17 protein-coding genes are annotated in these 23,685 nt (G+C 71.3%); 8 read left to right on the top strand and 9 right to left on the bottom strand.

Annotated features, from left to right (window positions below):
- Positions 1–299: 299 nt before the first annotated feature.
- Positions 300–1,484: a beta-ketoacyl-[acyl-carrier-protein] synthase family protein gene (locus SCAB_RS38390; protein ID WP_013005427.1), complete on the top strand. Its 1,185-nt coding sequence runs from the start codon at positions 300–302 to the stop codon at positions 1,482–1,484.
- 185 nt (positions 1,485–1,669) lie between these two features.
- Here SCAB_RS38390 and SCAB_RS38385 read toward each other — a convergent pair whose 3' ends face one another.
- Positions 1,670–3,832, bottom strand: coding sequence for an ATP-binding SpoIIE family protein phosphatase (locus SCAB_RS38385; RefSeq protein ID WP_041670112.1), 2,163 nt, complete (start codon positions 3,830–3,832; stop codon positions 1,670–1,672).
- Positions 3,833–4,340: 508 nt separating this feature from the next.
- Between SCAB_RS38385 and SCAB_RS38380 the strand changes: the two genes are divergently transcribed.
- On the top strand, positions 4,341–4,685 hold the full coding sequence (locus SCAB_RS38380) for a hypothetical protein (protein ID WP_037722925.1): 345 nt from the start codon (positions 4,341–4,343) through the stop codon (positions 4,683–4,685).
- Between the two features lie 560 nt (positions 4,686–5,245).
- On the opposite strand, the gene SCAB_RS48800 is transcribed toward SCAB_RS38380, so the two are convergent.
- Together SCAB_RS48800 and SCAB_RS38370 are read right to left on the bottom strand one after the other, a co-directional pair.
- Entirely contained in the window at positions 5,246–5,560 is a 315-nt protein-coding gene (locus tag SCAB_RS48800) for a hypothetical protein (RefSeq protein ID WP_013005424.1), read from the bottom strand.
- Between the two features lie 274 nt (positions 5,561–5,834).
- The gene (locus tag SCAB_RS38370) at positions 5,835–6,257 is read right to left on the bottom strand and encodes a secondary thiamine-phosphate synthase enzyme YjbQ (protein WP_013005423.1); all 423 of its coding nucleotides are present in this window, start codon (positions 6,255–6,257) and stop codon (positions 5,835–5,837) included.
- Positions 6,258–6,398: 141 nt separating this feature from the next.
- On the opposite strand from SCAB_RS38370, the gene SCAB_RS38365 reads away from it, so the two are divergent.
- Positions 6,399–7,478 (top strand): NAD(P)-binding domain-containing protein, encoded by a 1,080-nt coding sequence (locus SCAB_RS38365; protein WP_013005422.1) that lies wholly within the window; start codon positions 6,399–6,401, stop codon positions 7,476–7,478.
- A gap of 24 nt (positions 7,479–7,502) precedes the next feature.
- Here the strand turns inward: SCAB_RS38365 and mltG are convergent, their stop codons facing one another.
- Together mltG and SCAB_RS38355 are read right to left on the bottom strand one after the other, a co-directional pair.
- Positions 7,503–8,381, bottom strand: coding sequence for an endolytic transglycosylase MltG (mltG, locus tag SCAB_RS38360; protein WP_013005421.1), 879 nt, complete (start codon positions 8,379–8,381; stop codon positions 7,503–7,505).
- Positions 8,382–8,434: 53 nt separating this feature from the next.
- Entirely contained in the window at positions 8,435–10,336 is a 1,902-nt protein-coding gene (locus SCAB_RS38355; RefSeq protein ID WP_013005420.1) for an ABC transporter ATP-binding protein, read from the bottom strand.
- 114 nt (positions 10,337–10,450) lie between these two features.
- On the opposite strand from SCAB_RS38355, the gene SCAB_RS38350 reads away from it, so the two are divergent.
- Positions 10,451–10,906 (top strand): MarR family winged helix-turn-helix transcriptional regulator, encoded by a 456-nt coding sequence (locus SCAB_RS38350; protein WP_013005419.1) that lies wholly within the window; start codon positions 10,451–10,453, stop codon positions 10,904–10,906.
- A 185-nt stretch (positions 10,907–11,091) separates the two neighbouring features.
- Here the strand turns inward: SCAB_RS38350 and SCAB_RS38345 are convergent, their stop codons facing one another.
- From SCAB_RS38345 to SCAB_RS38335, 3 genes are all read right to left on the bottom strand, one after another.
- A complete protein-coding gene (locus SCAB_RS38345) occupies positions 11,092–12,567 on the bottom strand; it encodes a cation:dicarboxylate symporter family transporter (RefSeq protein ID WP_037722857.1) in 1,476 nt (491 codons plus the stop codon).
- Positions 12,568–12,711: 144 nt separating this feature from the next.
- Positions 12,712–14,322 carry a peptide-N4-asparagine amidase gene (locus SCAB_RS38340; RefSeq protein WP_013005417.1) on the bottom strand — a complete coding sequence of 537 codons (1,611 nt, stop codon included), beginning with the start codon at positions 14,320–14,322 and terminating at the stop codon, positions 12,712–12,714.
- A 69-nt stretch (positions 14,323–14,391) separates the two neighbouring features.
- Positions 14,392–15,084 carry a hypothetical protein gene (locus SCAB_RS38335; protein WP_173402944.1) on the bottom strand — a complete coding sequence of 231 codons (693 nt, stop codon included), beginning with the start codon at positions 15,082–15,084 and terminating at the stop codon, positions 14,392–14,394.
- 446 nt (positions 15,085–15,530) lie between these two features.
- On the opposite strand from SCAB_RS38335, the gene SCAB_RS38330 reads away from it, so the two are divergent.
- From SCAB_RS38330 to SCAB_RS38315, 3 genes are all read left to right on the top strand, one after another.
- A complete protein-coding gene (locus SCAB_RS38330) occupies positions 15,531–17,402 on the top strand; it encodes an ABC transporter transmembrane domain-containing protein (RefSeq protein WP_037722856.1) in 1,872 nt (623 codons plus the stop codon).
- Positions 17,399–19,180 (top strand): ABC transporter ATP-binding protein, encoded by a 1,782-nt coding sequence (locus tag SCAB_RS38325; RefSeq protein ID WP_013005414.1) that lies wholly within the window; start codon positions 17,399–17,401, stop codon positions 19,178–19,180. The genes SCAB_RS38330 and SCAB_RS38325 overlap by 4 nt, the downstream gene beginning before the upstream one ends.
- Before the next feature lie 495 nt (positions 19,181–19,675).
- Positions 19,676–20,146: a DUF5709 domain-containing protein gene (locus tag SCAB_RS38315; protein ID WP_013005413.1), complete on the top strand. Its 471-nt coding sequence runs from the start codon at positions 19,676–19,678 to the stop codon at positions 20,144–20,146.
- Between the two features lie 47 nt (positions 20,147–20,193).
- Here the strand turns inward: SCAB_RS38315 and SCAB_RS38310 are convergent, their stop codons facing one another.
- Positions 20,194–20,988, bottom strand: coding sequence for a metal-dependent hydrolase (locus SCAB_RS38310; RefSeq protein WP_013005412.1), 795 nt, complete (start codon positions 20,986–20,988; stop codon positions 20,194–20,196).
- Positions 20,989–21,154: 166 nt separating this feature from the next.
- Between SCAB_RS38310 and SCAB_RS38305 the strand changes: the two genes are divergently transcribed.
- Positions 21,155–23,668 (top strand): DEAD/DEAH box helicase, encoded by a 2,514-nt coding sequence (locus SCAB_RS38305; RefSeq protein WP_013005411.1) that lies wholly within the window; start codon positions 21,155–21,157, stop codon positions 23,666–23,668.
- Positions 23,669–23,685: the final 17 nt, after the last annotated feature.

Here is a 23,685-nt window from a genome sequence, read left to right as displayed (position 1 = left end):
AAGACAGCCAGGCCGTGGTGAGCCGCGGTGGCGGCGATGCGAGGTCCACCGGTGGCATGTCGGGCAGGCGCGGAACCGCGCCGGCCCCCTCTGCCGCAGTGTGCGGCGTGTCACGCATCGCTAAACGTCCTGAGTTGCCCAGATCACAGCGCAAACGCCCCGAATACATCCATGCTCGAAACGGACGCCGAGTCCTGAACCGGTGCGCACTGTCGTGGAATCGAATGAATCTTCTCCAAGTGGCCCATGACACAGCGCTCGTGGCAATCAACCTCGTTCTCTGTAGAAAGGGGCCAATCATGGCCGCTTACCTGTGCCCGCCTTCCGTGATACACGGCAAGCACGCCGTGCGGACCAGCCAGATCGTGGACGAAGTGCGCGGTCGGCACCCGAACGCGGCGTGGGCGCCGCGCATCGACGGCATCGCGGACAGTGCGGGCATCGAAACCCGTGGCTGGATGCTGCCGTTGGAGGCCGCCGTCGCGCCCGGCAGCGGAAGCGGCCTGCTGGCCGTCGGCATCGGGCCGGCCCGAGAGGCGCTGGCCGGTGACGGGTTCACCGAACAGGACGTGGATCGCGTGATCGCCGCCCTTGAGGCGATACCCGCACCGCAGACCGTCCAGGAGCGCACCGCTCCGGCCTGGTCGGCAGTGCAGTCCTACGGTGAGCGTGCGGCGCGCGGGGCCCTGCAGATCGCCGGACTGGACGCCGCGCACGTCGACTGTCTGATCACCAGTCACTCCACCACCCCGGCACTGCCAGGGCTGGACGTCTCCCTCGCCAACAGACTCCCGCTCCGGCGCGACGTGCTGCTGCTGCCGGCCACGCAATGGGCGTGCATAGCCGGGACCCGCTCCCTGGCGCTGGCGGCGGATCTCGTGGCCGCGGACCCCGACCGGGTGGTCCTGGTCGTGATCGCGGAGGCACTGAGCACGACCTACCAGCCCGCGGACGACACTCTGGAATCCCTGATCGTCCGGTTGCTGTTCGCGGACACCGCGGTCGCCGTGGTGGTCACGGGCCGCCCGAGGCCCGAGTCGACACTACGGCTGGATGCCGCCTGGCACCACACTCTGCCCGGCACCCAGGACCTGCACCGCCTGGACACACGGGAGGACGGCACACACTTCGTGATGGACCGGCGCGGGCCGCGCGCCGTGCAGGAGACGGTCACCGCGATGTGGGAGTGGTTGCGCCTCCGATACCAGGATGCCCCTGGCTCCTGGCACCCCGACGTTCTGCTCGCCCACCCCGGCGGGACGCGTGTGCTGGAGTACATGGAGCAGACCATGCCCGACGGGTGGCCGTCGGGGCTCCTGCGCTACAGCCGGGACAGCTACACCAGCGGCAACCGCGGAGGCGCCGCCGTGTTCGACATCATGCGGAGGGCATACGACGACGGGCAGAAGGCGGGCAGCCGTGCTGTCCTGTACGCGGCTGCCCCGGGCCTCACCGCCACCGCCCTGGAAGGGGAGTGGCTGTAGGGCGGACTCGCGCCCCTCGTAACGCCGGTGCCGCCGCCCGACGAACAACTCCCGCGCCGCCCGGCCGGCGCCCCGTCACCACGCGGCCGAAGCAACGCCACCACCCGGCCGGAGCCTCGCCACCAGCCCGCTGACGCCTCATCACCGCCCAGCCGAAACCCCGACACCACCCGGCCGACACCCCGTCACCGCTCGACCGAAGCCCACACCACCTTCCCGGTGTCCGTCCACCGCACCCCCCAACGGGTGGTGAGCCCATGCACTACGTGCAGGCCACGGCCGGCGTCGTCGAGGAGCCCGCCCGGGCCCAGTCGCGGCCGGCCGTTGCCGGTGTCACCCACCTCGCACAGCAGCCCGTGACCGGTCCTGATCAGCCGTACCGTGATGGGTCCGCCGGCGAAGCGGACCGCGTTGGCGACCAGTTCGTCGACCACCAGCAGCACGCTGTCCCTGGTGTGCTCTCTGGTACCCCACTGCCCCAGCAGCTCGGAGACCAGTGCGCGGGCCCGGGCGGCCGCGTCGCCGCGGGCGGGCAGACGCCACGTCGCGGTGTCCCCCTTGCGGTAGCCGATCATGCGGGCGATCAGCAGAGTCACGTCGTCGCGCCGACGCCTCGGCGCCACCGCCGAGACCACGCGCCGCGCGGCCTGCTCCAGGGCGTCCCACGGGTGCACCGAGGACACGGCGTCCGTCAGCCTGTCGATGCCTTCGTCGATCGACAGGGCGGGATCCTCCACCAGGCCGTCGGTGTAGAGGGCGAGCAGCGAGCCCGGGGGCGCACAGAACGCGTACACGTCGTACGGCTCCCGCAGCGCGAACTCGGCGCCCAGCCCGGGGTGGGGGCGTATCGCGACCGGGCCGGCGGGGCCGCCCGGGGGTACCAGGACCGGGGGAAGGTGGCCGGCGCTGGCCACCGCCACGTGGTGGCTGACCGGGTCGTACACGGCGATGCAGCAGGTCGACCCGAGGGCGCTGTAACCGGCAGCCAACCCGGACTCCGCGTCGTCCAGCAGCGACACGGTCTCGTCCAGGTGCTCCAGGACCTCGTCGGGCGCAAGCCCTGCTGACAGCAGCGCGCGGGCCTCCATGCTCAGCTGTCCCATGGTCGCCGCGGCGCCCAGCCCGTGCCCGACGACGTCTCCGACCACCAGCGCGGTACGGCCGTCCGGCAGCGGAAAGCTGTTCACCCAGTCGCCGCCGACGCCCGCGCTGTCGGGGGTGGCGGGCTGGTAGACGCTGGCCGTCTGGACGGTGTCGCCGCCGGACCGTGGCAGCAGTCGGCGCTGCAAGGCCAGTACCTGTGTGTGCTCGCGCTGGTGCTGACGGGCCAGGTCCACGTGGTGGGAGGTCCTGGCCACCAATTCCTGCAGGTCGAGCAGCTCGCTGTCCACGAAGGGGCGGTCCGCCCGCCGCCAGACCTCCGCGACACCCAGGACGACGGGCGGCGTGCCGTCCAGGACCAGCGGTATGCACACCACGGCCATCGCCTCGTCGCCGGGCACCAGGGCGCGTACCAGCCGAGGACTGCCGAGCACCCGTTCGATCGTTTCCCGGTCGGGTACGACGACGGCCTGCGCGGCATCGTCACGCCGTATGGCCTGCGACAACAGCCGACTCGCGTCGCCGGGAAGATCGTCGCCCGGGGTCACATAGCCGTCGGGCCACGCCCGGTCCGGCACCAGGGCCGCCCGCCGCAGCCGGAGGCGCCCCTGCGGCTGATCGGTGACCGCCTCACCCGTCCACACGGCGAAGTCGAGGTCGATGGCGGTCACGTCACCCCAGGCCAGCAGGGACTCCGCCAGCGACTGCGCGGTCTCGCCGATGTCCAACGAGGTGCCGATCGCTGTCTCGGCGGCGTACAGGTGCAGCCTCCTGGCCATGGCGATCAGGGAGACGGTCAGCCCCTCCTGAGGCGCCGCGGCGGCCAGGATGCTCATCGACACCACCAGCTCCGAACCGTCGCCGCGTCGCAGGCGCTGGACACGGGCGACGTGCGGCTCACGTGTCTCGAGGACCTGCCGCAGCCGCCGGGTGACCGTCGGTACGTCCGAGGGAGGCAGGAGATCGACGAAAGGGCTCCCGGCCACGGCCTCCACCCCCGCGAAGACCGGGGCGCCCAGATTGCAGCGGGTGATTCTCAGGTCCCGGTCCAGATTGACCGCGCCGAGGATTTGCTCCTGACCGACGGGCGTCGGGTTGTCGGATACGGCTCGGCGGGCGCCGTTGTCCCCCTGAGGGTCGGCGGAACCGGCGGCCGCTGCCGCTCCGTCGACTGGCATGTACTGGCCCAAAGCACTGCTGACCATGTCGAACGGTGACGCAGACGAGGGGGATGGGGTGGAGTCCATACGACTCTCTCAGCTCGCTCGCAGACCCCGGCACCACGTCGGAGCCGTACCAGAACCCGGGCGACAGAGTCCCGGGATTCCTGACCGCAAACCTCATTCAATAACACCCGGGGCCGCTTCGCCTACACCAGCGGGCCCCGCCGCTCTGTACCGGCACGCCGTCGAGGCCGAGTGGTATGGAGGCTGCGCACCCTCGGTGCGGGGCGGGCGGACGTCGAGCGACAGCGCGGCCCCGCGACAGTGCGGGAGAAGAGCGGAAGGTCTCAGGAGGGCGCCTGCGGTCGGCGCCCCGCACGCGAGTGCTGCGGTTGACCGCCCGTCCCGTTCGAGGTGTGCCCGGTGGCGGACCGCGTTGACACGGATGATCGCCGGGCGTTGACTGACAACACGGCGCAGGACCGTGAACAGCAGGGGCGACCGGGCTTCCGGCGGCCCTGAGCAGCCGTCGAGAAGGCGAAGGGCGACCTCGGACGGTGACGCCATCGCGACGGAAACGGTGCAGACGACGATGTACGACCAGACACGCGCCCAGCAGCCCGACGACCGGTCCTCGGGCTCTGCGGCGCGCCGCACCCCGGGTCCCGAACCGCTGATCCCGTCCGACGAGCGGGACAAGATCGTCCGGCACCTCGGGCAGGCCGTCAACCACTTCCCGGACACCCCGCGCGAGGCGCTGGAGGAGGCCGAGGTCGCCTTCGACGCAGCGGCCGACGCGCTGGTGAAGGCCCTCGCGGAACGGCGGCGGGGCCTGCGCGAGGGCTGGCAGGATCAGGATGCCGAGGGGCAGTCCACCGAGCTCCGGTTCGCGCTGCGGGAGTACCGGGAGATCACCGGGCGGCTGCTCCGCGTGTAAGCGGCCACGGGACCTCCACCCGCGGCGGCCGTCACCCGCGCGTCCTCGCCGTCGGCGCGCAGCGGGTTGCGCCCGGACTTCGCCGGGTCGGCGACCGCCGTCTTCTTCTGATGGTGGCGGGGTACGACGTCCTGGGGGAAAGGGCCGGGTCTGCGGACAGCCGCGCTCACCGTGCCTACTCTCGGCCACCAGGACGGAGACCTCGGGGACGGGCAGGTGCTCCATCACCGGCCTGTTCCACGGCTCGTCGGCTGCCACCAAAAAGAGATCCTGCGTCGCCGGAGCCGCGGCCATCCCGGCCCGGATCCCTTAGCTCGTCATAGTCGAGGACGCCGTGGCCCGGCGGCGGCGAGGCGGCTGTTCACCGCGAGCTGGTCCCAGGCCCTGCTCTGCCTCGCCAGACGCCGAGACGTCCTCTTCGCCATGCTCCGCGACGGCACCTTGAACGGACCAAGCCCCACGCTCCGCACAGGATACCGAGCCAGAAACCGGGATGACAGACGAGCCGGGCTGTACATCGGGCGTACCTGGAGCATCTCGCGTCTGGCCGAGGGGGCCGCTCAGCCGTGTGGTCCTGCGCCGTGCAGGAGTGTGTCGATGACGAGGGTGGCCAGCATGTCCGGATCCTGGTCGGCCGGCTCCTCGTCGGTGCCGGGCCTGTCGAGGGCTTCGCTGGGCAGGGCGTAGTACACCTGTCGCGCCCAGTCCAGATCCGCCTCCGGGGCGAGCAGCCCTTCACCCTGGGCCCGGGGGAGGAGTCTGCGGGTATGGCAGTCGATCTCGGCCCAGAGGGCAGCTGCGGTCTCGGTGTGGACAGTGGTGTGACTGAGGGTGAAGCGCCAGTTGCTTTTGACCCGTAGAACGTTCGCGGTCACCCGGTGCAGCTCAACGAGCGCGGGAGCGGCGCCGGGGCGAGCCTCCTCGATGGCTTCGAGGAGCTGCTCCTTGGCGGAGATTGCGAGCGCCTCGAGGAGTGCACCGCCGGTTCGCGAACCGGCGGTGCACCGTGATCCTTGTCAGCCCTGCGGCCTCCGCGATCTGCTCCATCGGGCGTTCGATCATGTTCTTCAGGTCCGTACCGCGCAAGGCTTCTCCGTTTCGAACACGCAAGGTACGGAGATTTGGCGGCCACACCCAGGACGATCTTACTCAGCCCAGGAAGCTCAGCCGAACCTGACGGTCGGGATTGTCCTTGTTGGTGTCCACCAGGCACACCGACTGCCAGGTCCCCAGTTCCAGCCTGCCGTCGACGACCGGCAGGGTGGCGTGGGGTGGCACGAAGGCGGGCAGGACGTGGTCGCGGCCGTGGCCGGGGCTGCCGTGGCGGTGCTGCCAGCGGTCGTCGGCGGGGAGGAGGGTGCGGAGGGCGGCGAGGAGGTCGTCGTCGCTGCCGGCGCCCGTCTCGATGACGGCGATGCCGGCCGTGGCGTGCGGGACGAAGACGTTGAGCAGGCCGTTCCGCCCGGCTGCCGCCTCGCGGAGGAACGCCTCACAGTCGCGGGTCAGGTCGACGACCCGCTCGCGGGATCCGGAGGCGATGTTCAGGACTCGGGTGGTGAAGGCGTCGGACATGCCTCCATCCTCGCGCACCCCGTGGACGCGGCGCGGGAACGGCCGACCCGGGCCTGTGTGTGGGGTACTCGTGCCAGTGGGTGTGCCTGATCGCACCCGCACCGAGGGAAGATCCGCGCTCTGGCCACTGTTCGTAGAAACGTGAACAACACGCGCGAGGTCGAGGTAGTCGTCATCGGCGCCGGCCAGGCAGGTCTGGCCGGGGCCTACCACCTGCGCCGGACCGGCTTCGAGCCGGAGCGGGACTTCGTGGTGCTGGACCACTCCCCCGGTCCGGGCGGCGCCTGGCAGTTCCGCTGGCCCTCGCTGACGTACGGCAAGGTGCACGGGATGCACGCGCTGCCCGGCATGGAGCTGACGGGGGCCGACCCGGCACGGCCGTCCGCCGAGGTCGTCAGCGCGTACTTCCATTCGTACGAGCAGACCTTCGACCTGCGGGTACGGCGTCCCGTGGACGTGCGCGCGGTGCGCGAGGGCGAGGGCGGCCGGCTGCTGGTGGAGACCTCGGACGGTACGTGGTCGACGCGGGCGCTGATCAACGCGACGGGCACCTGGGACCGGCCGTTCTGGCCGCGCTATCCCGGCCAGGAGACCTTCCGGGGGCGGCAGTTGCACACCGCCCAGTACCCGGGGCCCGAGGAGTTCGCGGGGCTGCGGGTGGTCGTGGTGGGCGGGGGTGCCTCGGGCACGCAGCACCTGCTGGAGATCGCCACGTACGCCGCCGCGACGACCTGGGTGACGCGGCGCCCGCCCGTCTTCCGCGAGGGACCGTTCGACGAGGGTGCGGGACGGGCGGCCGTGGCCATGGTGGAGGAGCGGGTGCGGCAGGGGCTGCCGCCCAGGAGCGTGGTGTCGGTGACGGGTCTTCCGCTCAACGACGCCGTCCGGCAGGGCCTCGCGGACGGCGTCCTGGACCGGCTGCCGATGTTCGACCGGATCACGCCCGACGGCGTGGAGTGGGACGACGGCCGCCGTGTGGACGCCGACGTCATCCTCTGGGCGACCGGCTTCCGCGCCGCCGTCGACCATCTGGCGCCGCTGCGGCTGCGCGAGCCGGGCGGCGGTATCCGCGTCGACGGCACCCGCGCGCTCGCCGACCCCCGGGTCCATCTGGTCGGCTACGGCCCCTCGGCGAGCACCATCGGCGCCAACCGTGCCGGACGGGCGGCGGTACGGGACATCAGGCGGCTGCTGGCGGGCGAGCCGGTGGCCGCCGTCTGACGTCCCGAGTCGGCGGGGCGGGAGTCAGCCGGCCGCCCGCGAAGGAGGCGGGGTCGACGCGAGGGACGGCGACGGCTTCCGCCGGTTCTGGTTGAACTCGGCGACGTTGCGCAGGTGTTCCTGGTAGTTCGCCGTGAAACGGGTGTCGCCCGGCTTGACCGTGACGAAGTACAGCCAGTCGCCCGACGTAGGACTGACCGCCGCGCGCATCGCGGCCACGCCCGGGTTGGCGATCGGCGTGGGGGGCAGGCCCATGCGCCGGTAGGAGTTGTACGGGCTGTCGATCTTCGTGTCGTTCACGCTGGTGTCCAGCGTGGAGCGGTTCAGCGCGTAGTTGATGGTGGAGTCCATCTGCAGCGGCATCCCGCGCTCCAGCCGGTTGAAGATGACCCGGGCCACCCGGCCCATGTCCTTCTCGGTGGCCGCCTCGGCCTGGACGATGCTCGCGATCGTGACCGCCTGGTAGACGTTCATCGCGTTGCGCTGGGCCCCGGCGGTGACCTGGCCGCCGTTGAACCTCTTGTTCGCGGTCTCGACCATGGAGGCCAGCAGGGACTCGGGGGTCGCCTTCTCCCGCACGGGATAGGTCGCCGGGAAGAGGTAGCCCTCGGGGTTGCCCTCGGCGTCGTCCGGAAGTGTCAGCCTCGCCTTCGGCAGGGACTTCCTGGTCGATCCCGCGGGCAGGGCGAGGGCCTTGTCGACGGCTTCGTAGACCTGGCCGGAGCGCCAGCCCTCCGGGATGACCAGTGACGTCGGGCGCTCGTCCGCGCCGCCACCGCTCTCCACGCTCAGCAGCGGCACCGCCACGGCGGTGGCCGCCACGACGGCCCCGGCCGCGATGAGGGCGGCCCGGCCCCGACGCGTCAGTCGAATCGTGCTCCGTGGCGGAGTGTTCATCTGCATGCGGGCACGGTAACCCGCATATCACCTCAAATCCGGCATAACCTCGCATATCTTCATCTTGTCGGCTCCAGTTTCGGCACCTCGACCACCTCACGCCCCGGCGTCAGCCGCGCGTCCCGCCGCACCAGGGCCGCGTACCGACCGCCCCGCCGCATCAGCTCCTCGTGCGTACCGCGCTCCACCGCGCGGCCGGCGTCCAGGACGACGATCTGGTCGGCGTCCCGGACCGTGGAGAGGCGGTGGGCGATGGTGACGGTGGTGCGGTCGGCGGAGAGCGCGTCGATGGCCTGCTGTACGGCGTGTTCGGTGCGGGTGTCGAGGGCGCTGGTCGCCTCGTCGAGGATGAGGACCGGCGGGTCGCGCAGGATGGTGCGGGCGATGGCGAGGCGCTGCTTCTCCCCGCCGGAGAAGCGGTGTCCGCGTTCGCCGACGACGGTGTCGTAGCCGTCGGGCAGTGCCGCGATGTGGTCGTGGATCTGGGCCGCCCGCGCCGCCGCGTGCAGTTCCTCGTCAGTGGCGTCCGGTTTGGCGAAGCGCAGGTTGTCGGCGACCGAGGCGTGGAAGAGGTACGTCTCCTGGGAGACGACTCCGACGCCACGGGCCAGCGTGTCGAAGTCCAGGTCCCGCACGTCGACCCCGTCGAGGGTGACCCGGCCGCCCGTGACGTCGTACAGCCTCGGCACCAGAGCGCCGAGCGTGGACTTGCCGGCGCCGGTCGGCCCCACGACGGCGAGGCTGCCGCCGGCCGGGACGATGAGGTCGATGCCGTCGAGGATCGGGCGGCGACGGCCTTCGCCACCGCGTTCGCCGCTCTCGCCCCGCCCGGCGTCATCGCCGTGGTCGCCGTGGTCGGCGTCGTAGCGGAACTCGACGTTCTCGAAGCGGACCTCCCCCTTGACCCGGTCGAGGTGGACGGGGTTCTCGGACTCGGTGATGTCGATGGGCAGGTCGAGGTACTCGAAGATGCGCTGGAAGAGGGCGAGCGAGGCCTGGATCTGGACGCCGGTGGACAGCAGGCTCACGGTCGGCCGGAACAGGTTCTGCTGGAGCGAGACGAAGGCCACGAGCGTGCCTACCGACACGGACGGGCCGCCCAACTGCAGGGCGACACCGGCACTCCAGTAGATGACGGCGGGCATCGCGGACATGACGACGGTGATGACGGCCATCCGCCAGCGTCCGGCCATGTTGGACCTGACCTCCAGGTCGACGAGCCCCTCGGACTCCTCGGCGAAGGACTTGGTGAGCGAGTCGGCGCGGCCCATCGTGCGTCCGAGCAGGATGCCGCTGACGGACAGCGACTCGGTGACCGTCGCGGCCATGGCGGCCATCTGGTTCTGGCGCTGCGTGGTGATCTTCTTGCGTTCGTTGCCGACCCGGCGGCTTATCCACACGAAGAGCGGCAGCAGGAGCAGGGTGACCACGGTGAGCCGCCAGTCCAGGGCGACCATCGCGACGACGGTGGCGACCACGCTGGTGGTGTTGGAGACCAGCGAGGTCGCGGTGGAGGTGACGGTCGCCTGCATGCCGCCGATGTCGTTGGCGATGCGGGACTGGACCTCGCCGGTCCGGGTCCGGGTGAAGAAGGCGAGCGACATGCGCTGCAGCCGGCCGTAGACGGCGGTGCGCAGATCGTGCATGACACGCTGGCCGACGGTCGTGGAGATCAGGGTCTGCAGGACGCCGAAGATACTGGTGAGGACCGCGCTCAGGATCATGCCCAGCGCGAGCAGGCTCAGCAGACCGGTGCGGCCCTCGGGGATCGCGGTGTCGAGTATCTCCTTGAGGAGAAAGGGTGTGGCGACCGACGCGAGCGAGGCGGCCCCGACGAGCAGGCCGACGATCGCGAGCCGGCCGCGGTAGGGGCGGAAGAGTTTCAGGATGCGGCGTACCTGTCGTGGCTGTTCCGGCGCGGGGCCGGAGGGCACCCAGGTGGGTTCGTGGTCGGGACGCATGGGCTCCTACGGGAGGTGAGGGAGGCGGGACGGATGGAGCTGTGGACCGGCTCACGGAGCCTAGCTCATTGTTACCTATACTCACAATGAACATGGTCCTGATATTGTTCCCGTATGACCACCCCCGACGCCGACGGGCCGCTGGCCGAGCAGTTGCTGCGGCTCACCCGCCGCGTGCACCGCATCCAGAAGCGCCACCTCCAGCAGAGCGGGTTGGAGATCACCCCGGCACAGTCACGGCTGCTGCGCACCCTGGCGCACTACGACACACCACCGCGCATGGCCGATCTGGCCGAGCGGCTGGAGGTCGTGCCCCGGGCCGTGACCTCCCTGGTCGACGCCCTGGAGGAGAGCGGCCGAGTGCGGCGGGTACCGGATCCCACCAACCGCCGGGTGATCCGGATAGAGGTCACGGACGAGGGCCGCAAGGTGCTGCGGGAGCTGCACCACGCGCGGCGGTCGGCGGCGGAGGAGATCCTGGCACCGCTGTCCGACGACCAGCGGGGGGTGCTCGGCGGGCTGCTCGACACCTTGATCGACGGGGCGCCGGTGGCGGAGCGGCGCTGCTGACTCGCCGGGCGCGCGAAAAGGCCCGGCGCGAGGTGCAGCACCGGGCCTTTCGTATGAGCGAGTCGCATCCGCCCGCGTGAGGCGCATCGGCCGGTCGTACGCGCGGGTGGCACGCGCACGGTCGCGGGACGGGCGGCGGGGCCGCGGGACGGGCGGCGGCGAGCCTGACGGCCGCGGGACGGGGGTCAGCTCACCTCGGGTGCGGGCTCCCTCGCCTCGGTCTTGGTGAGCGCGGGTGCCCCTGCCCTCACGGGAGCGTCGGCACCCTCGGCGTGGGCGGCGGCGGGTGTCTCGGCGGCTTCGGAGAGGGGCCGGGCCGGCGCGTTCGCGGTCGCGTCCGCGGTGGGCTCGTCGTCCTCCTCCACGAACTGGAGCTCCCCGTCGAGCATCCTCTTCGCCCGGTCGGTGTCCAGCGCCCCTTCCCACTTCGACACCGCGAAGACGGCGACGCAGTTGCCGAGGAGGTTGGTGACGACACGCATCGAGTCCATGATGCGGTCGACACCGAGCAGGAGCGCGACGGCTCCGGCGGGGATGGCGCCGAGCGAGGACGCCGTGGCCGACAGGGCGAGGAAGGCCGAACCGGGGATGCCGGCCATGCCCTTGCTGGTCAGCATCAGCACCAGGACGACCGTGATCTGCTGGCTCAGGCTGAGGTCCACGCCCACGGCCTGCGCGATGAAGAGCGTGCCGATGGAGAGATAGATGGACGCGCCGTCGAGGTTGAAGGAGTACCCGGTGGGCAGCACGAGACCCACGGCGTCGTCGCGGGCGCCGGCCTGCCGCAGTTTCTGCATCATGCGCGGCATGACGCTCTCGCTGGAGGCGGTGCCCAGCGCCAGCAGCATCTCCGCCCGGGTGTAGCGGACGAACTTCCACAGGCTCAGCCCGGTCATCAGCTTCAGCGCGACACCCAGCAGCGCGAGGAAGACGAGCGCGACGGCGTAGCAGAGGACGATCAGCTTGGCGTAGGTCTTCATCACCCCGAGGCCGTACTCGCCGACCAGGTGGACCATCGCGCCGAACACGGCGAGCGGGGCCAGCTTCATGACGAAGCCGACGATCGCGAAGATGACCTCCTGGGCCTGCTCGACGGCGGGCAGGATCTTGGGCACCTTGGTGTGGCCGAGGTGCAGCAGCGCGGCGCCGACGAGGCAGGCGAGCACGAGCACCTGGAGCAGCGAGTTCTCCGCGAACGCGCCGATCGCGCTCTGCGGCAGCGCGTTCAGGATGAACTCGCCCGTCGTCGGCAGATCGCCGCCCGCGGTCTTCGCGTCGACCGCCGAGGCGTCGAGCTTCGAGGGGTCGACGTTCATGCCCGAACCGGGGCCGACGAGGTTGGCGGCGATCAGGCCGATGAGCAGCGCCGCCGTCGAGGCCACCTCGAACCAGATCAGGGCCTTGAGCCCGATCCGTCCGAAGGCCCTGAGATTGCCGGCCTTGGCGATGCCGACGACGACCACACAGAACACCAGCGGTGAGATGACCGTCTTGATCAGACGGATGAAACCGTCGCCGAGCGGCTGGAAGGTCGTGGCCGTGTCCGGCCACAGTCTTCCGACGACGATTCCGAGCACAAGCGCCACTCCGACTTGTGCGAAGAGCGAGGTACGCAGCATGCGTGCGACGCGACGCGGCAGGGACGGTACGGACTGCGGCACGGGCACTCCTCCGAAGGAACTTTCTGTCATGCGGAAAATCTCTTCCGCGTTGATCACTATCGGGGAGTCGCCGCACGCGAGGAAGACCGCCGTGTTTCGCCGCGGTAAATCATCGAACAGACGTCACATCGCACGCATTCGGCGTCAACAGCTCATTCGGTCCTCCGTCAGTACTCCCTGTACGGAGACCAGCGACCGGTCGTAGCAGCCGTCCGATCCGTACCTCCGGTAGCGCTCGCCGGTCGTGCCGACCGCATGCCGCTGGTCGCGCGGCACGTTCGCCGTGTACGTGGCGTCCCCCGTGTAGCTGTCGTCCAGCCGGGACCACGCCGTGCGCCGCCCGCCCCACAGCTCGGTGGTCCTCACCCGGTCACCGAGCGTGAGTACGGTCCGCAGTCGGTCACCCGCGCCGAGCGTCGTCGTTCCGTCCATCGTGTACGACCGCTGGACACGCGTCGTCCGGGCCGGACCGCGCCCGTCGACGGTGACCGTCTCGTCGTCGCTCCACCGCGCATCGAGCGCGTCGGGGTTCTCACCGTCGGCCCAGGTGTGCGTGGAGGTGTGGGCGAGACTCCGCCGCACGGTCGTCGTCACCCGGCCGTGCGAGGTGTCCACGTACCCGGCGACGGTCAGCCGGTCGCCGCCGCGGGTGTCGACACGGTGCTCCGCGCCGGGGGTGTACGTGGACGAGGTGGTGAGGTCGCCCGTCTCCGCCTTCGTCAGGGCGCCGGTGACGCGCTCGCTCCCCTCGTCCTGCCAGACCAGGACGTTCACCGGGGTGCTCCAGCCGGGCCGCCCCTCGGGCACGCCGACGACGGACACCTCGATCCGGTGCGGGCGGCCGTCGTTGAGCAGGCCCGCGAAGGGAGTCAGGTCGTAGCGCAGGGGCTGGACGTCGAAGGCCCGGGGCCCGGGGACGACGTACCAGAGGAAGGGGTTGGACCAGCCACCCGTCCACACGTTCGGGAAGGGCGCGGCGATTCCGGCCGGCTGCCCGTCCACCGCGATCCGCACCTCGCGGTAGGGACCCTCGTCCGCCGTGCAGGAGTACGGTGCCCGCGCGGGCACCGTCAGGTACCAGTACTCCTCGCAACCGCCCCCGGACCCGGTCGCGTGGACCTCGGCGACGACGCGCTCGCTGTTGCGCGGGGTGGTGAGAGTGTGGTCGTCCCGGAGGGTGAGGACACGGTCGGGGATCGACGCCGCCGTCCTCGCGTCGGGCCGGCCCCCGTAGAAGGTCAGCGTGGCCCTCACATCGAGGATGCCGGTGTAGGTGTCGTCGACGACATTGCCGATGAGCATCTCCACGGGCTGCGTGGCGCGCAGGGTCTCGGCGTAGCGCGTGACGTCCTTCTCCACGGACCACTCGATGCCGTCGGGCGAGGGCTGCGGCGTGGACGTCCGCAGCACCTCGACGCCGCCGATGCGCAGATGGCCGAGGCGGTCGAACTGACGTCCCTTCACCTTGCCATCCAGCCGAAGGACGACCTTGCTCCATCTCTTCCCGCAGGCCGCGGGCGGTGTGTAGGTCCCGCGGTACGGGGTGAAGTCCTTGAACCGGGCTTCGGCGACCGTCACCTCGCACGACCTGCCGTGCGCGGGCACGGTGACGGGCGGGGCAGCGGTGACCGGGTCGTGCCAGTCGGTGCCGAACTCGGCGGGGACGTCGGCGGACCGGGCCGTCCCGGCTCCGAGGAGGGTGCCCACCAGAAGGGTCGCTCCGGTGAACATGGACATGAAGATCCGGCTTCTCATGGCCGGAGTTCTACGGCGCCGGGCTGTCCCGCCACAACGCGATCTCCGGCCACAAGCGGGCGCCGCTCCTCATGCCTTCAGGGCCGTCCTGTCACCCATGACGATCACCGGGTGCCGGGCCGGGTCGAGCGTGCGCAACAGGTACTCCATCCCCGACTTGGAGAGGCTGACGCAGGCCGAGGTGCCGCTGCCGTGATCCATGTGCAGCCAGATGCTGCCGCCCTTCGACTGGCCCTCGGGACGGGTCGGGTCGATCGGCGAGGTGCCCTTGACGCGGTTGTAGTCGATGGCGATCACATAGTCGAAGTCGTGCCAGTGCGACTTGGCCCAGTAGTGCGGTGCCTGGAAGGACGCCGACCGGCTGTACGGGAGCTTCGCGCCCGGATCGGCGAGGACGCCGCCCGCGTCGCTGAGCGTGAACACACCGACGGGGCTGCGCTTGTCGCCCTCCCGGTGGTCGGTGGTCCACCCCTTCTTGCCGTTGTGCCCCTCCCAGCTGCGGGTCTTCTTCCAGGCGGAGCCGGTCTTCGTGTACAGCACGACCGTCGCGTCGGCGTCGTCCTCGCCCTTCCCGTACACCGCCACGACCTGACGGGACTCGGCGGGGATCTGCTTCTGGAGACGGTCGCCGACGTCCGGGATCCGGGTCGGATCCACTGTCCGCGCCTCGGAACGCCCGGTCCCGCGGGACTTCCGGGCGCCCGTGTCCGACGTCGTCGCGCCGTTCGTGCCGCCCGAACCGCCGCACGCCGTCAGCGACATCACCAGCGCACCACAGACCACCACCGCGCACCGGACACGACTCGCGCCCCTCGCGCCCCTCGTGGCACGCGCGTTGCGCACCCGGTGCCCGTCCGCGCTGTGCGCCCCGTACTCGCCTGCGCCGTGTGCCCGGTATGTGTCCGCGTCACTCGCCTCGCCGGTTCGGCCCCGCATCGTCCCGCCTATTCGCATGCCGTCCATCGTCGCACCGCTCACCGGACGGAGGCGTCCGCCGGGCCGCAGGCCGGGCCCCACCCGGGTGGTCCAGGCCGAAACTTTGCCCGGGGCCGGAAAACCGTTTGCTTCCGACCGTGCCGCGACGCGAACCTTTCACGGCCGGTCGTCGGACCGACGGCCCCTTCAACGGCCGGCCGTCGGACTCGACGGCCTCTTTCTCCCCACGTCGCCTCACCCTCCCCCACCCTGACACGAGCCTCTGGGACCTCATGCAGATTCAAGACCTTCCGTATGCAGACCCGGGCGTGCCGGACGCACGCTCGGGTCCACGATTCTTGTGGTGGCTCGGCCGCAATCAGCTCGGCGGACAGTTCAAGGCGCTGGCATGGGGGTTGCTGCACTTCACCTCCGTGGCCGCCCTGCCCTTCTGCGTCGGCCTCGCCATCCAGGCCGTGGTCGACCGCTCCGGTGCCCGGCTCGCCCTCGCCGGCGTGGTGCTGGTGCTGTGCGGGTTCACCATCGCCCTGGGCGACACCTTCCTGCACCGCTCCGCCGTCACCAACTGGATCACCGCGGCCGCGCGCGTCCAGCAGCTGCTGGCCCGCAAGACCGCCCGGCTCGGCTCGGCGCTGACACGGCGGGTGGCCGCCGGTGAGATCGTCGCCGTCTCGACCGGTGACGTCGAGAGGATCGGCTGGTTCGTCGAGGCCGTCTCCCGGTTCACGGCCGCGGCCCTCACCGTGGTGCTCGTCTGTGTCGGCCTGGTGGTCTATCAGCCCGCGCTCGGCATCGTCGTCGCCGTCGGCGTGCCGGTCCTGGCCCTGTCCGTACTTCCGTTGCTGCCCCGCGCGACCCGGCGGGCCGACTTCCAGCGCGAGAAAGCGGGCCGTGCCACCGAACTGGCCTCCGACACCGTGGCGGGCCTGCGCGTCCTGCGCGGCATCGGCGGCGAGGACCTGTTCCTCGACCGCTACCGCCGGGCCTCCCAGGAGGTCCGGCACGCCGCCGTACGCAGCGCCCGTATGTGGGCCCTCATCTCCGGGCTGCAGGTGCTGCTGCCCGGGCTGCTGATGATCGCCGTCGTCTGGCACGGCGTGGGCCTCGCCCGCGAGGGCCGGATCACGATCGGCGAACTGGTCACCGTGTACAGCGCGGTCATGCTGCTCGCGTATCCGCTCCGGCACTTCGAGGAGATCGCGATGGCGTACTCCTTCTCCCGTCCGTCCGCCAAGAGGGCCGCCCGGGTGCTGTCGCTTGAGCGGGCCACGGACACCGAAGGGGCCCGCGAGGCCGCCGTCCCCACCGGTGACCTGTACGACCCGGCGACCGGTCTGCTCGCACCCGCCGGGTGTCTCACCGCGGTGGTGTGCGGCGACCCGGACGCGGCCGGCCGACTGGCGGAACGGCTGGGCGGCCACGGCAGCGAGGAAGGCGCCGCCTCCGCGCTGCTCGACGGCGTACCGCTCGACGAACTGCCCCTCGACTCCGCGCGCACCGCCGTCCTCGTCCAGGACAAGGACCCGGTGCTGCTCTCCGGCACGCTGCGCGAACTCCTCGACGTCCCCGCCTCGGGCCAGGTCAGCGCCCGGGATGCGCTGGCCGCCGCCCAGTGCGGTGACGTACTGGAGGCCCTGATCCAGGGCTCGCTCGACGCCGAGGACCCGATGGACGCGCGGATCACCGAGCGCGGCCGGTCCCTGTCCGGCGGCCAGCGCCAACGCCTCGCACTGGCCAGGTCCCTGATCACGGACCCGGGCGTGCTGGTCCTGGACGAACCGACCTCAGCCGTCGACTCGCACACCGAGGCCCGGGTCGCCGACGGCATCCGCTCGCTGCGGGCGGGGAGCACGACGGTCGTGTTCACCTCCTCGCCGCTCCTGCTCGATCTCGCCGAACGCGTCGTCCTCGTGCACGAGGGCAAGGCCGAGGCGGTCGGACTCCACCGGGACCTGGTGCGCGACGAACCCCGGTACCGGGCCGTCGTCACCCGCGAGACCGACGAGGAGACAACCTCGGCCGGCAGGCCCGAGGCGAAGACGGTGCGGGCCGCCGGGGCCGCCTTCGCGGGTCGGCCGCCGGACCGCGGGACCGCCCTCAGCGACGTGCTGGACGAACTGGAAGAAATCGAGGAGACCGCATGATCGGCGTGGCGCCCCCGGCCTACGACCCGGCCGCCCCGACGACGGCGAGCACCCTGCCCGTCGGCGCCCCCGCGACCGTACGCGCCTACGTGGCCGAACTGTTCCGCCGGCACCGCCGGGCCTTCGCCGTGCTCATCACCGTCAACACGATCGCCGTGGTCGCCTCGATGGCGGGCCCCTACCTGCTCGGCGGCCTCGTCGAACGCGTCTCCGACGGCACGCGCGAACTCCATCTGGAACTCACGGTGACGGTCTTCGTCGTCGCCCTCCTCGTCCAGGCCGTCTTCGTACGGGAGGTGCGGCTGCGCGGCGCCATGCTCGGTGAGCGGATGCTGGCCGACCTGCGCGAGGACTTCCTCGTCCGGTCGGTCGGACTGCCGCCGGGCGTCCTGGAACGCGCCGGTACGGGCGACCTGCTCTCCCGCATCACCACCGACATCGACCGCCTCGGCAACGCCATGCGCGAGGCCGTGCCCCAGCTGGCCATCGGCGCGGTGTGGGTGGCCCTCCTCCTCGGCGGACTCGCCGTCACCGCGCCCCCGCTGGCACTCACCGTGCTGCTGGCCCTGCCCCTGCTGGTGCTCGGCTGCCGCTGGTACTTCCGGCGTGCGCCCTCCGCCTACCGGTCGGAGTCCGCCGGGTACGCCGCCGTCGCCGCCGTGCTCGCGGAGACCGTGGACGCCGGCCGGACGGTCGAGGCCCACCGGCTCGGTACGCGCCGTATCGAGCTGTCGAACCAGCGCATCCGGGAATGGACCGCGTGGGAGCGGTACACCCTGTGGCTGCGGTCGGTGCTCTTCCCCGTCATCAACGTCACGCACACCACCGTCCTCGGCTCGGTACTGATCGTCGGCGGGGTGTTCGTGCTGCAGGGCTGGATCGGGCTCGGCCAACTGACCACCGGCGCGCTCATCGCCCAGATGCTCGTCGACCCGCTCAACCTGATCCTCCGCTGGTACGACGAGTTGCAGGTCGCCGAGGTGTCGCTGGCCCGTCTGGTCGGCGTGCGGGACATCGAGCCGGACGCGGGCGACCCGGCCGTGGCCCCCGACGGACGCCATGTCCACGCCGACCAGGTGCGCTTCGGGTACCGCGAGGGCGTCGACGTGTTGCGCAAGGTTTCCCTGGAGGTCGCGCCGGGCACCCGGCTCGCCCTCGTCGGCCCCTCCGGCGCGGGCAAGTCGACCCTGGGCAGGCTCCTCGCCGGGATCTACGCACCCCGCGACGGCAGTGTCACCCTGGGCGGCGCCGAGCTGTCCCGGATGCCCGCCGAGGACGTCCGCTCCCATGTGGCGCTGGTCAACCAGGAGCACCACGTGTTCGTGGGCTCGCTGCGCGACAACCTGCTCCTCGCCCGCACGGGCGCACAGGACGCCGAACTGTGGGCGGCGCTGGGCGCGGTCGACGCCGACGCCTGGGCACGGGCGCTGGAGGAGGGGCTGGACACCGAGGTCGGCTCCGGCGGGTTCGCGCTCACCCCCGCGCAGGCCCAGCAGATCGCGCTGGCCCGGCTGGTCCTCGCCGACCCGCACACGCTGGTCCTGGACGAGGCGACCTCGCTCCTCGACCCTCGCGCGGCCCGCCATCTGGAACGCTCCCTGGCCCGTGTCCTCGACGGCCGCACCGTCGTCGCCATCGCCCACCGCCTGCACACCGCCCATGACGCCGACGTCATCGCCGTCGTCGAGAACGGCCGGGTGAGCGAGCTGGGCAGCCACGACCAGCTGGTCGAGGCGGACGGCGCATACGCGGCCCTGTGGAGGTCGTGGCACGGCTGACGGCCGCGTGATCGGCCCGAGCACGGCAGACGGCCGCACGCTCGCGTCGGACGCGGCCGACGGTCGCGCACTCGGACCGGACACGGCTGACGGCCGCACGCTCGGGACCGGCACGGCCGACGGTCGCCCGCGTGGGCCCGGTCCGGTCGACGGTCGCACGGGCATGCCTGGCACGGGTGCGGTGGGCAGCGGCGGGGAGAAGCCTCCGCCCTGGTCCGCGCCCGCGGACGCCCGCGGGGCCGGGTGAACCCCCGTGGCGCCCCTGTCGGCCCGCGAGGCGGGCGTCGGGTGCGGGCAGCGGCCCGCTGCTCCGGCGGCCGCCGGACCCCTGCCGTTGCGCTTTGCCGAACGCGAGTGGAAGGCTGGTGGTGGGCACTGATTCGGGGGACGCCCGTGAACCGCCCGGTTCACGGGGTCCGGGCCGTCGCCCAGCGGTCCGCGCGCCCACCGTCGCCGAACGGTGGCACCGGGCCCGTCCCACCACTGGAGGTACCCGTGGACAGAGTCGGCGGCTGGGGAGACGACGTCTACCAGCCAGACGGATCCGAGGTCCAGGACGACGCGGGGCTGCTGGACGCCGAGGACACCCTGCTCGCCGACGGTGTGCCCGACCCGCTCGACCGGGGCTGGTCCCCGCCGGAGCGCCCCTGGGCAGTGGAGCACACCGGTGTGACCGCCGCGGAGCGGCTGCGCGGCGAGAGCCTGGAGCAGCGCCTCGCCGAGGAGCTCCCGGACATCGCCTACCCCGACGGGGACGGTATCGGCGACTCCCAGGACACTGACGGTGAACCCCTGGACAACGAGGTGGGCGCCCTGCGCTCCGGTCGCCTCGTCGCTCCCGACGAGGGCGCGCACGAGGACGAGGAGAGCGGGCTGATCGCCAGCGACGTGGGCATCGACGGGGCCGCCGCGTCCGCCGAGGAGGCGGCGATGCACATCGTGGACGAGGACACCCTGTCCGGCTGACTCGGCAGACCCGGCCCCCCAGGGCTCGGCCGGTGCCGGGCGGCGCCTCAGATGACGTTCAGCGCCGCCGCCGCGCCCACGCCCCCGAGCACCATGAACACCGGCATCAGCACCCGCAGCTCCACCCAGCTGCCGGCCCGGAACCGCATCGCCTTCGGCGGGCCCAGGGGGTACCAGCGCTTGCGTCCGATCGGTATGGGCCACAGGACCGGGCAGCCCGACACGGTCAGCGAGTCCCCGATGTCGTGCACCAGCGCGCCGAGCACGATCGGCAGCCCCAGCCACAGGTACTCCTGGCCCGGCTGGGTGAACAGCCAGTCCGCCCCGTTGCCCGGCTTGTCCAGGACGCCCGCGATGATCCAGGCGCTGGTCGCGGCCAGCAGCCACACCAGCACATCGCTGCTCGAACCCCGTGCCGCCCGCCACAGCAGACCTTCGATGGCGAGCACCATGTGGACGAACAGGATGGCCAGCACCGCCCAGCGTCCCCCCGTGATGGCGAGGCCGGAGGCGCCGGCTCCGAGCAGTGCGGCCCACAGCCAGGTGTGCGTGAGCGTGCGGTGCCCGCCGGAGCGACGCGGGTCGCCCTGTTTCTTCGTCGCCTTGTAGACCGCGTAGGAGAGCTTGTCGACGATCTCGCACACCCACCGGGACAGCGGCCCGAAGGAGCGGGAGATCGTGGCCGCCTTGTGGTCCAGGTCCGGGGCGAGTGCGGCACCCGCGCAGATCAGCGCACCGGCCAGGAGGACCGGCCAGGGCATGGTGTGGCCGGTGGCGGCCGCCGCGGCGCCTACGCCGAGCCAGGCCGCGGCTCCCGACAGTGAGTGTGCTGGTCCCATCATGGCCGTGCCCCGTCCCATTCCGTTCGTGCCGCTGTCCAGGTGCGTTGTGCCGCTGTCCAGTTGTCCAGGTGCGCTGACGTTCCGTCGGCGCCACAGCGTAGCGTTCACGATCTTCGGTCCGGCATCCGATTCCCCCATCCGCCGTGCGGGCAGGCAAGATGGGGGCGTGACCCTCATCGATCAGCTGCCGCGGACCGCCGACCCCGACGCCCTCTACGAAGCCTTCGAGGCGTGGGCCCAGGAACGCGGTCTCACCCTCTATCCGCATCAGGAGGAGGCGCTCATCGAGGTGGTCTCCGGCGCGAACGTGATCGTGTCGACGCCCACCGGCTCGGGCAAGAGCATGATCGCGACGGGCGCGCACTTCGCGGCCCTCGCCCGGGACGAGGTCACCTTCTACACGGCCCCGATCAAGGCGCTCGTGTCGGAGAAGTTCTTCGAGCTGTGCAAGATCTTCGGCACCGAGAACGTCGGCATGCTCACCGGCGACGCCTCCGTGAACGCCGACGCCCCCGTCATCTGCTGTACCGCGGAGGTGCTCGCGTCCATCGCCCTGCGCGACGGCAAGCACGCCGACGTCGGCCAGGTCGTCATGGACGAGTTCCACTTCTACGCGGAGGCCGACCGCGGCTGGGCGTGGCAGATCCCGATCCTGGAGCTGCCGCAGGCCCAGTTCATCCTGATGTCGGCGACGCTCGGCGACGTCTCGATGTTCGAGAAGGATCTGACCCGGCGCACCGGCCGCCCCACCTCGGTGGTCCGCTCGGCGACCCGCCCGGTCCCGCTGTCCTACGAGTACGTCCTGACGCCGCTGACGGAGACACTGACGGAGCTGCTCGCCACGAAGCAGGCCCCCGTCTACATCGTGCACTTCACCCAGGCCCAAGCCGTGGAGCGCGCGCAGGCGCTGATGAGCATCAACATGTGCACGCGTGAGGAGAAGGACCGGATCGCGGAGCTGATCGGCAGTTTCCGCTTCACCACCAAGTTCGGCCGCAACCTCTCCCGTTACGTGCGGCACGGTATCGGTGTGCACCACGCCGGCATGCTGCCCAAGTACCGGCGGCTGGTGGAGAAGCTGGCCCAGGCCGGTCTGCTGAAGGTCATCTGCGGGACGGACACGCTGGGCGTCGGTGTCAACGTGCCCATTCGCACCGTGCTGTTCACCGCGCTCACCAAGTACGACGGCAACCGGGTGCGCACGCTCCGGGCCCGCGAGTTCCACCAGATCGCGGGCCGTGCCGGGCGGGCCGGCTTCGACACCGCGGGCTACGTGGTGGGGCAGGCGCCCGAGCACATCATCGAGAACGAGAAGGCGCTGGCCAAGGCCGGCGACGACCCGAAGAAGCGCCGCAAGGTGGTCCGCAAGAAGGCCCCCGAGGGGTTCGTCGCCTGGTCGGACAGCACCTTCGAGAAGCTGATCGCCTCGGACCCGGAGCCGCTCACCTCCCGCTTCCGCGTCACCCACACGATGCTTCTGTCGGTGATCGCCCGCCCGGGCAACGCCTTCGACGCGATGCGTCATCTGCTGGAGGACAACCACGAGCCGCGCAAGCAGCAGCTGCGGCACATCCGCCGGGCGATCGCGATCTACCGCTCGCTGCTGGACGGCGGCATCGTCGAGAAGCTCGACGAGCCGGACGCCGAGGGCCGCATCGTCCGGCTGACGGTCGATCTCCAGCAGGACTTCGCGCTCAACCAGCCGCTGTCCACCTTCGCGCTGGCTTCGTTCGAGCTGCTGGACCCGGAGTCCCCGTCGTACGCCCTCGACATGGTCTCCGTCGTGGAGTCGACGCTGGACGATCCGCGCCAGATCCTGGCCGCCCAGCAGAACAAGGCGCGCGGTGAGGCCGTGGCCGCGATGAAGGCGGACGGTGTCGAGTACGAGGAGCGCATGGAGCGGCTCCAGGACGTCAGCTACCCCAAGCCGCTGGAGGAGCTGCTCTTCCACGCGTACAACGTCTACCGCAAGAGCCACCCCTGGGTGGGCGACCATCCGCTGTCGCCGAAGTCGGTGATCCGGGACATGTACGAACGAGCCATGTCCTTCACGGAGTTGGTGTCCCACTACGAGCTGGCCCGCACCGAGGGCATCGTGCTGCGGTACCTCGCCGGCGCCTACAAGGCCCTCGACCACACCGTCCCCGACGATCTGAAGTCGGACGACCTGGAGGACCTGATCGCCTGGCTCGGTGAGATGGTGCGCCAGGTCGACTCCAGCCTCCTCGACGAGTGGGAGAAGCTCGCCAACCCCGAGGAGATGACGGCCGAGGAGGCCCAGGAGAAGGCCGACCAGGTCAAGCCGGTCACCGCCAACGCGCGCGCCTTCCGTGTCCTCGTCCGCAACGCCCTGTTCCGCCGTGTCGAACTGGCCGCCCTCGACCATGTGGGCGAACTGGGCGAGATGGACGCCGAGTCCGGCTGGGACGCCGAGCGTTGGGGCGAGGCGATGGACAAGTACTGGGACGAGTACGAGGAGCTGGGCACGGGCCCCGACGCTCGTGGCCCCCGGCTGCTGATGATCGAGGAGGAGCCGCAGAACGGGCTGTGGCGCGTCCGGCAGACCTTCGCCGACCCGAACGGCGATCATGACTGGGGCATCAGCGCGGAGATCGACCTCGCGGCCTCCGACGCCGAGGGACGCGCGGTCGTCAAGGTCACCGACGTCGGTCAGCTGTGAGCACAGGAGAGGCACGT

It is taken from the genome of Streptomyces scabiei 87.22 (assembly GCF_000091305.1).
Lineage (GTDB): Bacteria > Actinomycetota > Actinomycetes > Streptomycetales > Streptomycetaceae > Streptomyces > Streptomyces scabiei.
The sequence above is the reverse complement of the archived record's forward strand: the minus strand, read 5'-3'. Positions and strand labels throughout refer to the sequence as shown.

Excerpts from the sequence above, each read along its gene's own strand:
- mltG (WP_013005421.1), bottom strand. The coding sequence starts at position 8,381 with ATGCAGATGAACACTCCGCCACGGAGCACGATTCGACTGACGCGTCGG.
- SCAB_RS38380 (WP_037722925.1), top strand. The coding sequence starts at position 4,341 with ATGTACGACCAGACACGCGCCCAGCAGCCCGACGACCGGTCCTCGGGC.
- SCAB_RS38310 (WP_013005412.1), bottom strand. The coding sequence starts at position 20,988 with ATGATGGGACCAGCACACTCACTGTCGGGAGCCGCGGCCTGGCTCGGC.
- SCAB_RS38330 (WP_037722856.1), top strand. The coding sequence starts at position 15,531 with ATGCAGATTCAAGACCTTCCGTATGCAGACCCGGGCGTGCCGGACGCA.
- SCAB_RS38390 (WP_013005427.1), top strand. The coding sequence starts at position 300 with ATGGCCGCTTACCTGTGCCCGCCTTCCGTGATACACGGCAAGCACGCC.
- SCAB_RS38370 (WP_013005423.1), bottom strand. The coding sequence starts at position 6,257 with ATGTCCGACGCCTTCACCACCCGAGTCCTGAACATCGCCTCCGGATCC.
- SCAB_RS38335 (WP_173402944.1), bottom strand. The coding sequence starts at position 15,084 with ATGTCGCTGACGGCGTGCGGCGGTTCGGGCGGCACGAACGGCGCGACG.
- SCAB_RS38350 (WP_013005419.1), top strand. The coding sequence starts at position 10,451 with ATGACCACCCCCGACGCCGACGGGCCGCTGGCCGAGCAGTTGCTGCGG.
- SCAB_RS38355 (WP_013005420.1), bottom strand. The coding sequence starts at position 10,336 with ATGCGTCCCGACCACGAACCCACCTGGGTGCCCTCCGGCCCCGCGCCG.
- SCAB_RS38325 (WP_013005414.1), top strand. The coding sequence starts at position 17,399 with ATGATCGGCGTGGCGCCCCCGGCCTACGACCCGGCCGCCCCGACGACG.
- SCAB_RS38340 (WP_013005417.1), bottom strand. The coding sequence starts at position 14,322 with ATGAGAAGCCGGATCTTCATGTCCATGTTCACCGGAGCGACCCTTCTG.
- SCAB_RS38385 (WP_041670112.1), bottom strand. The coding sequence starts at position 3,832 with ATGGACTCCACCCCATCCCCCTCGTCTGCGTCACCGTTCGACATGGTC.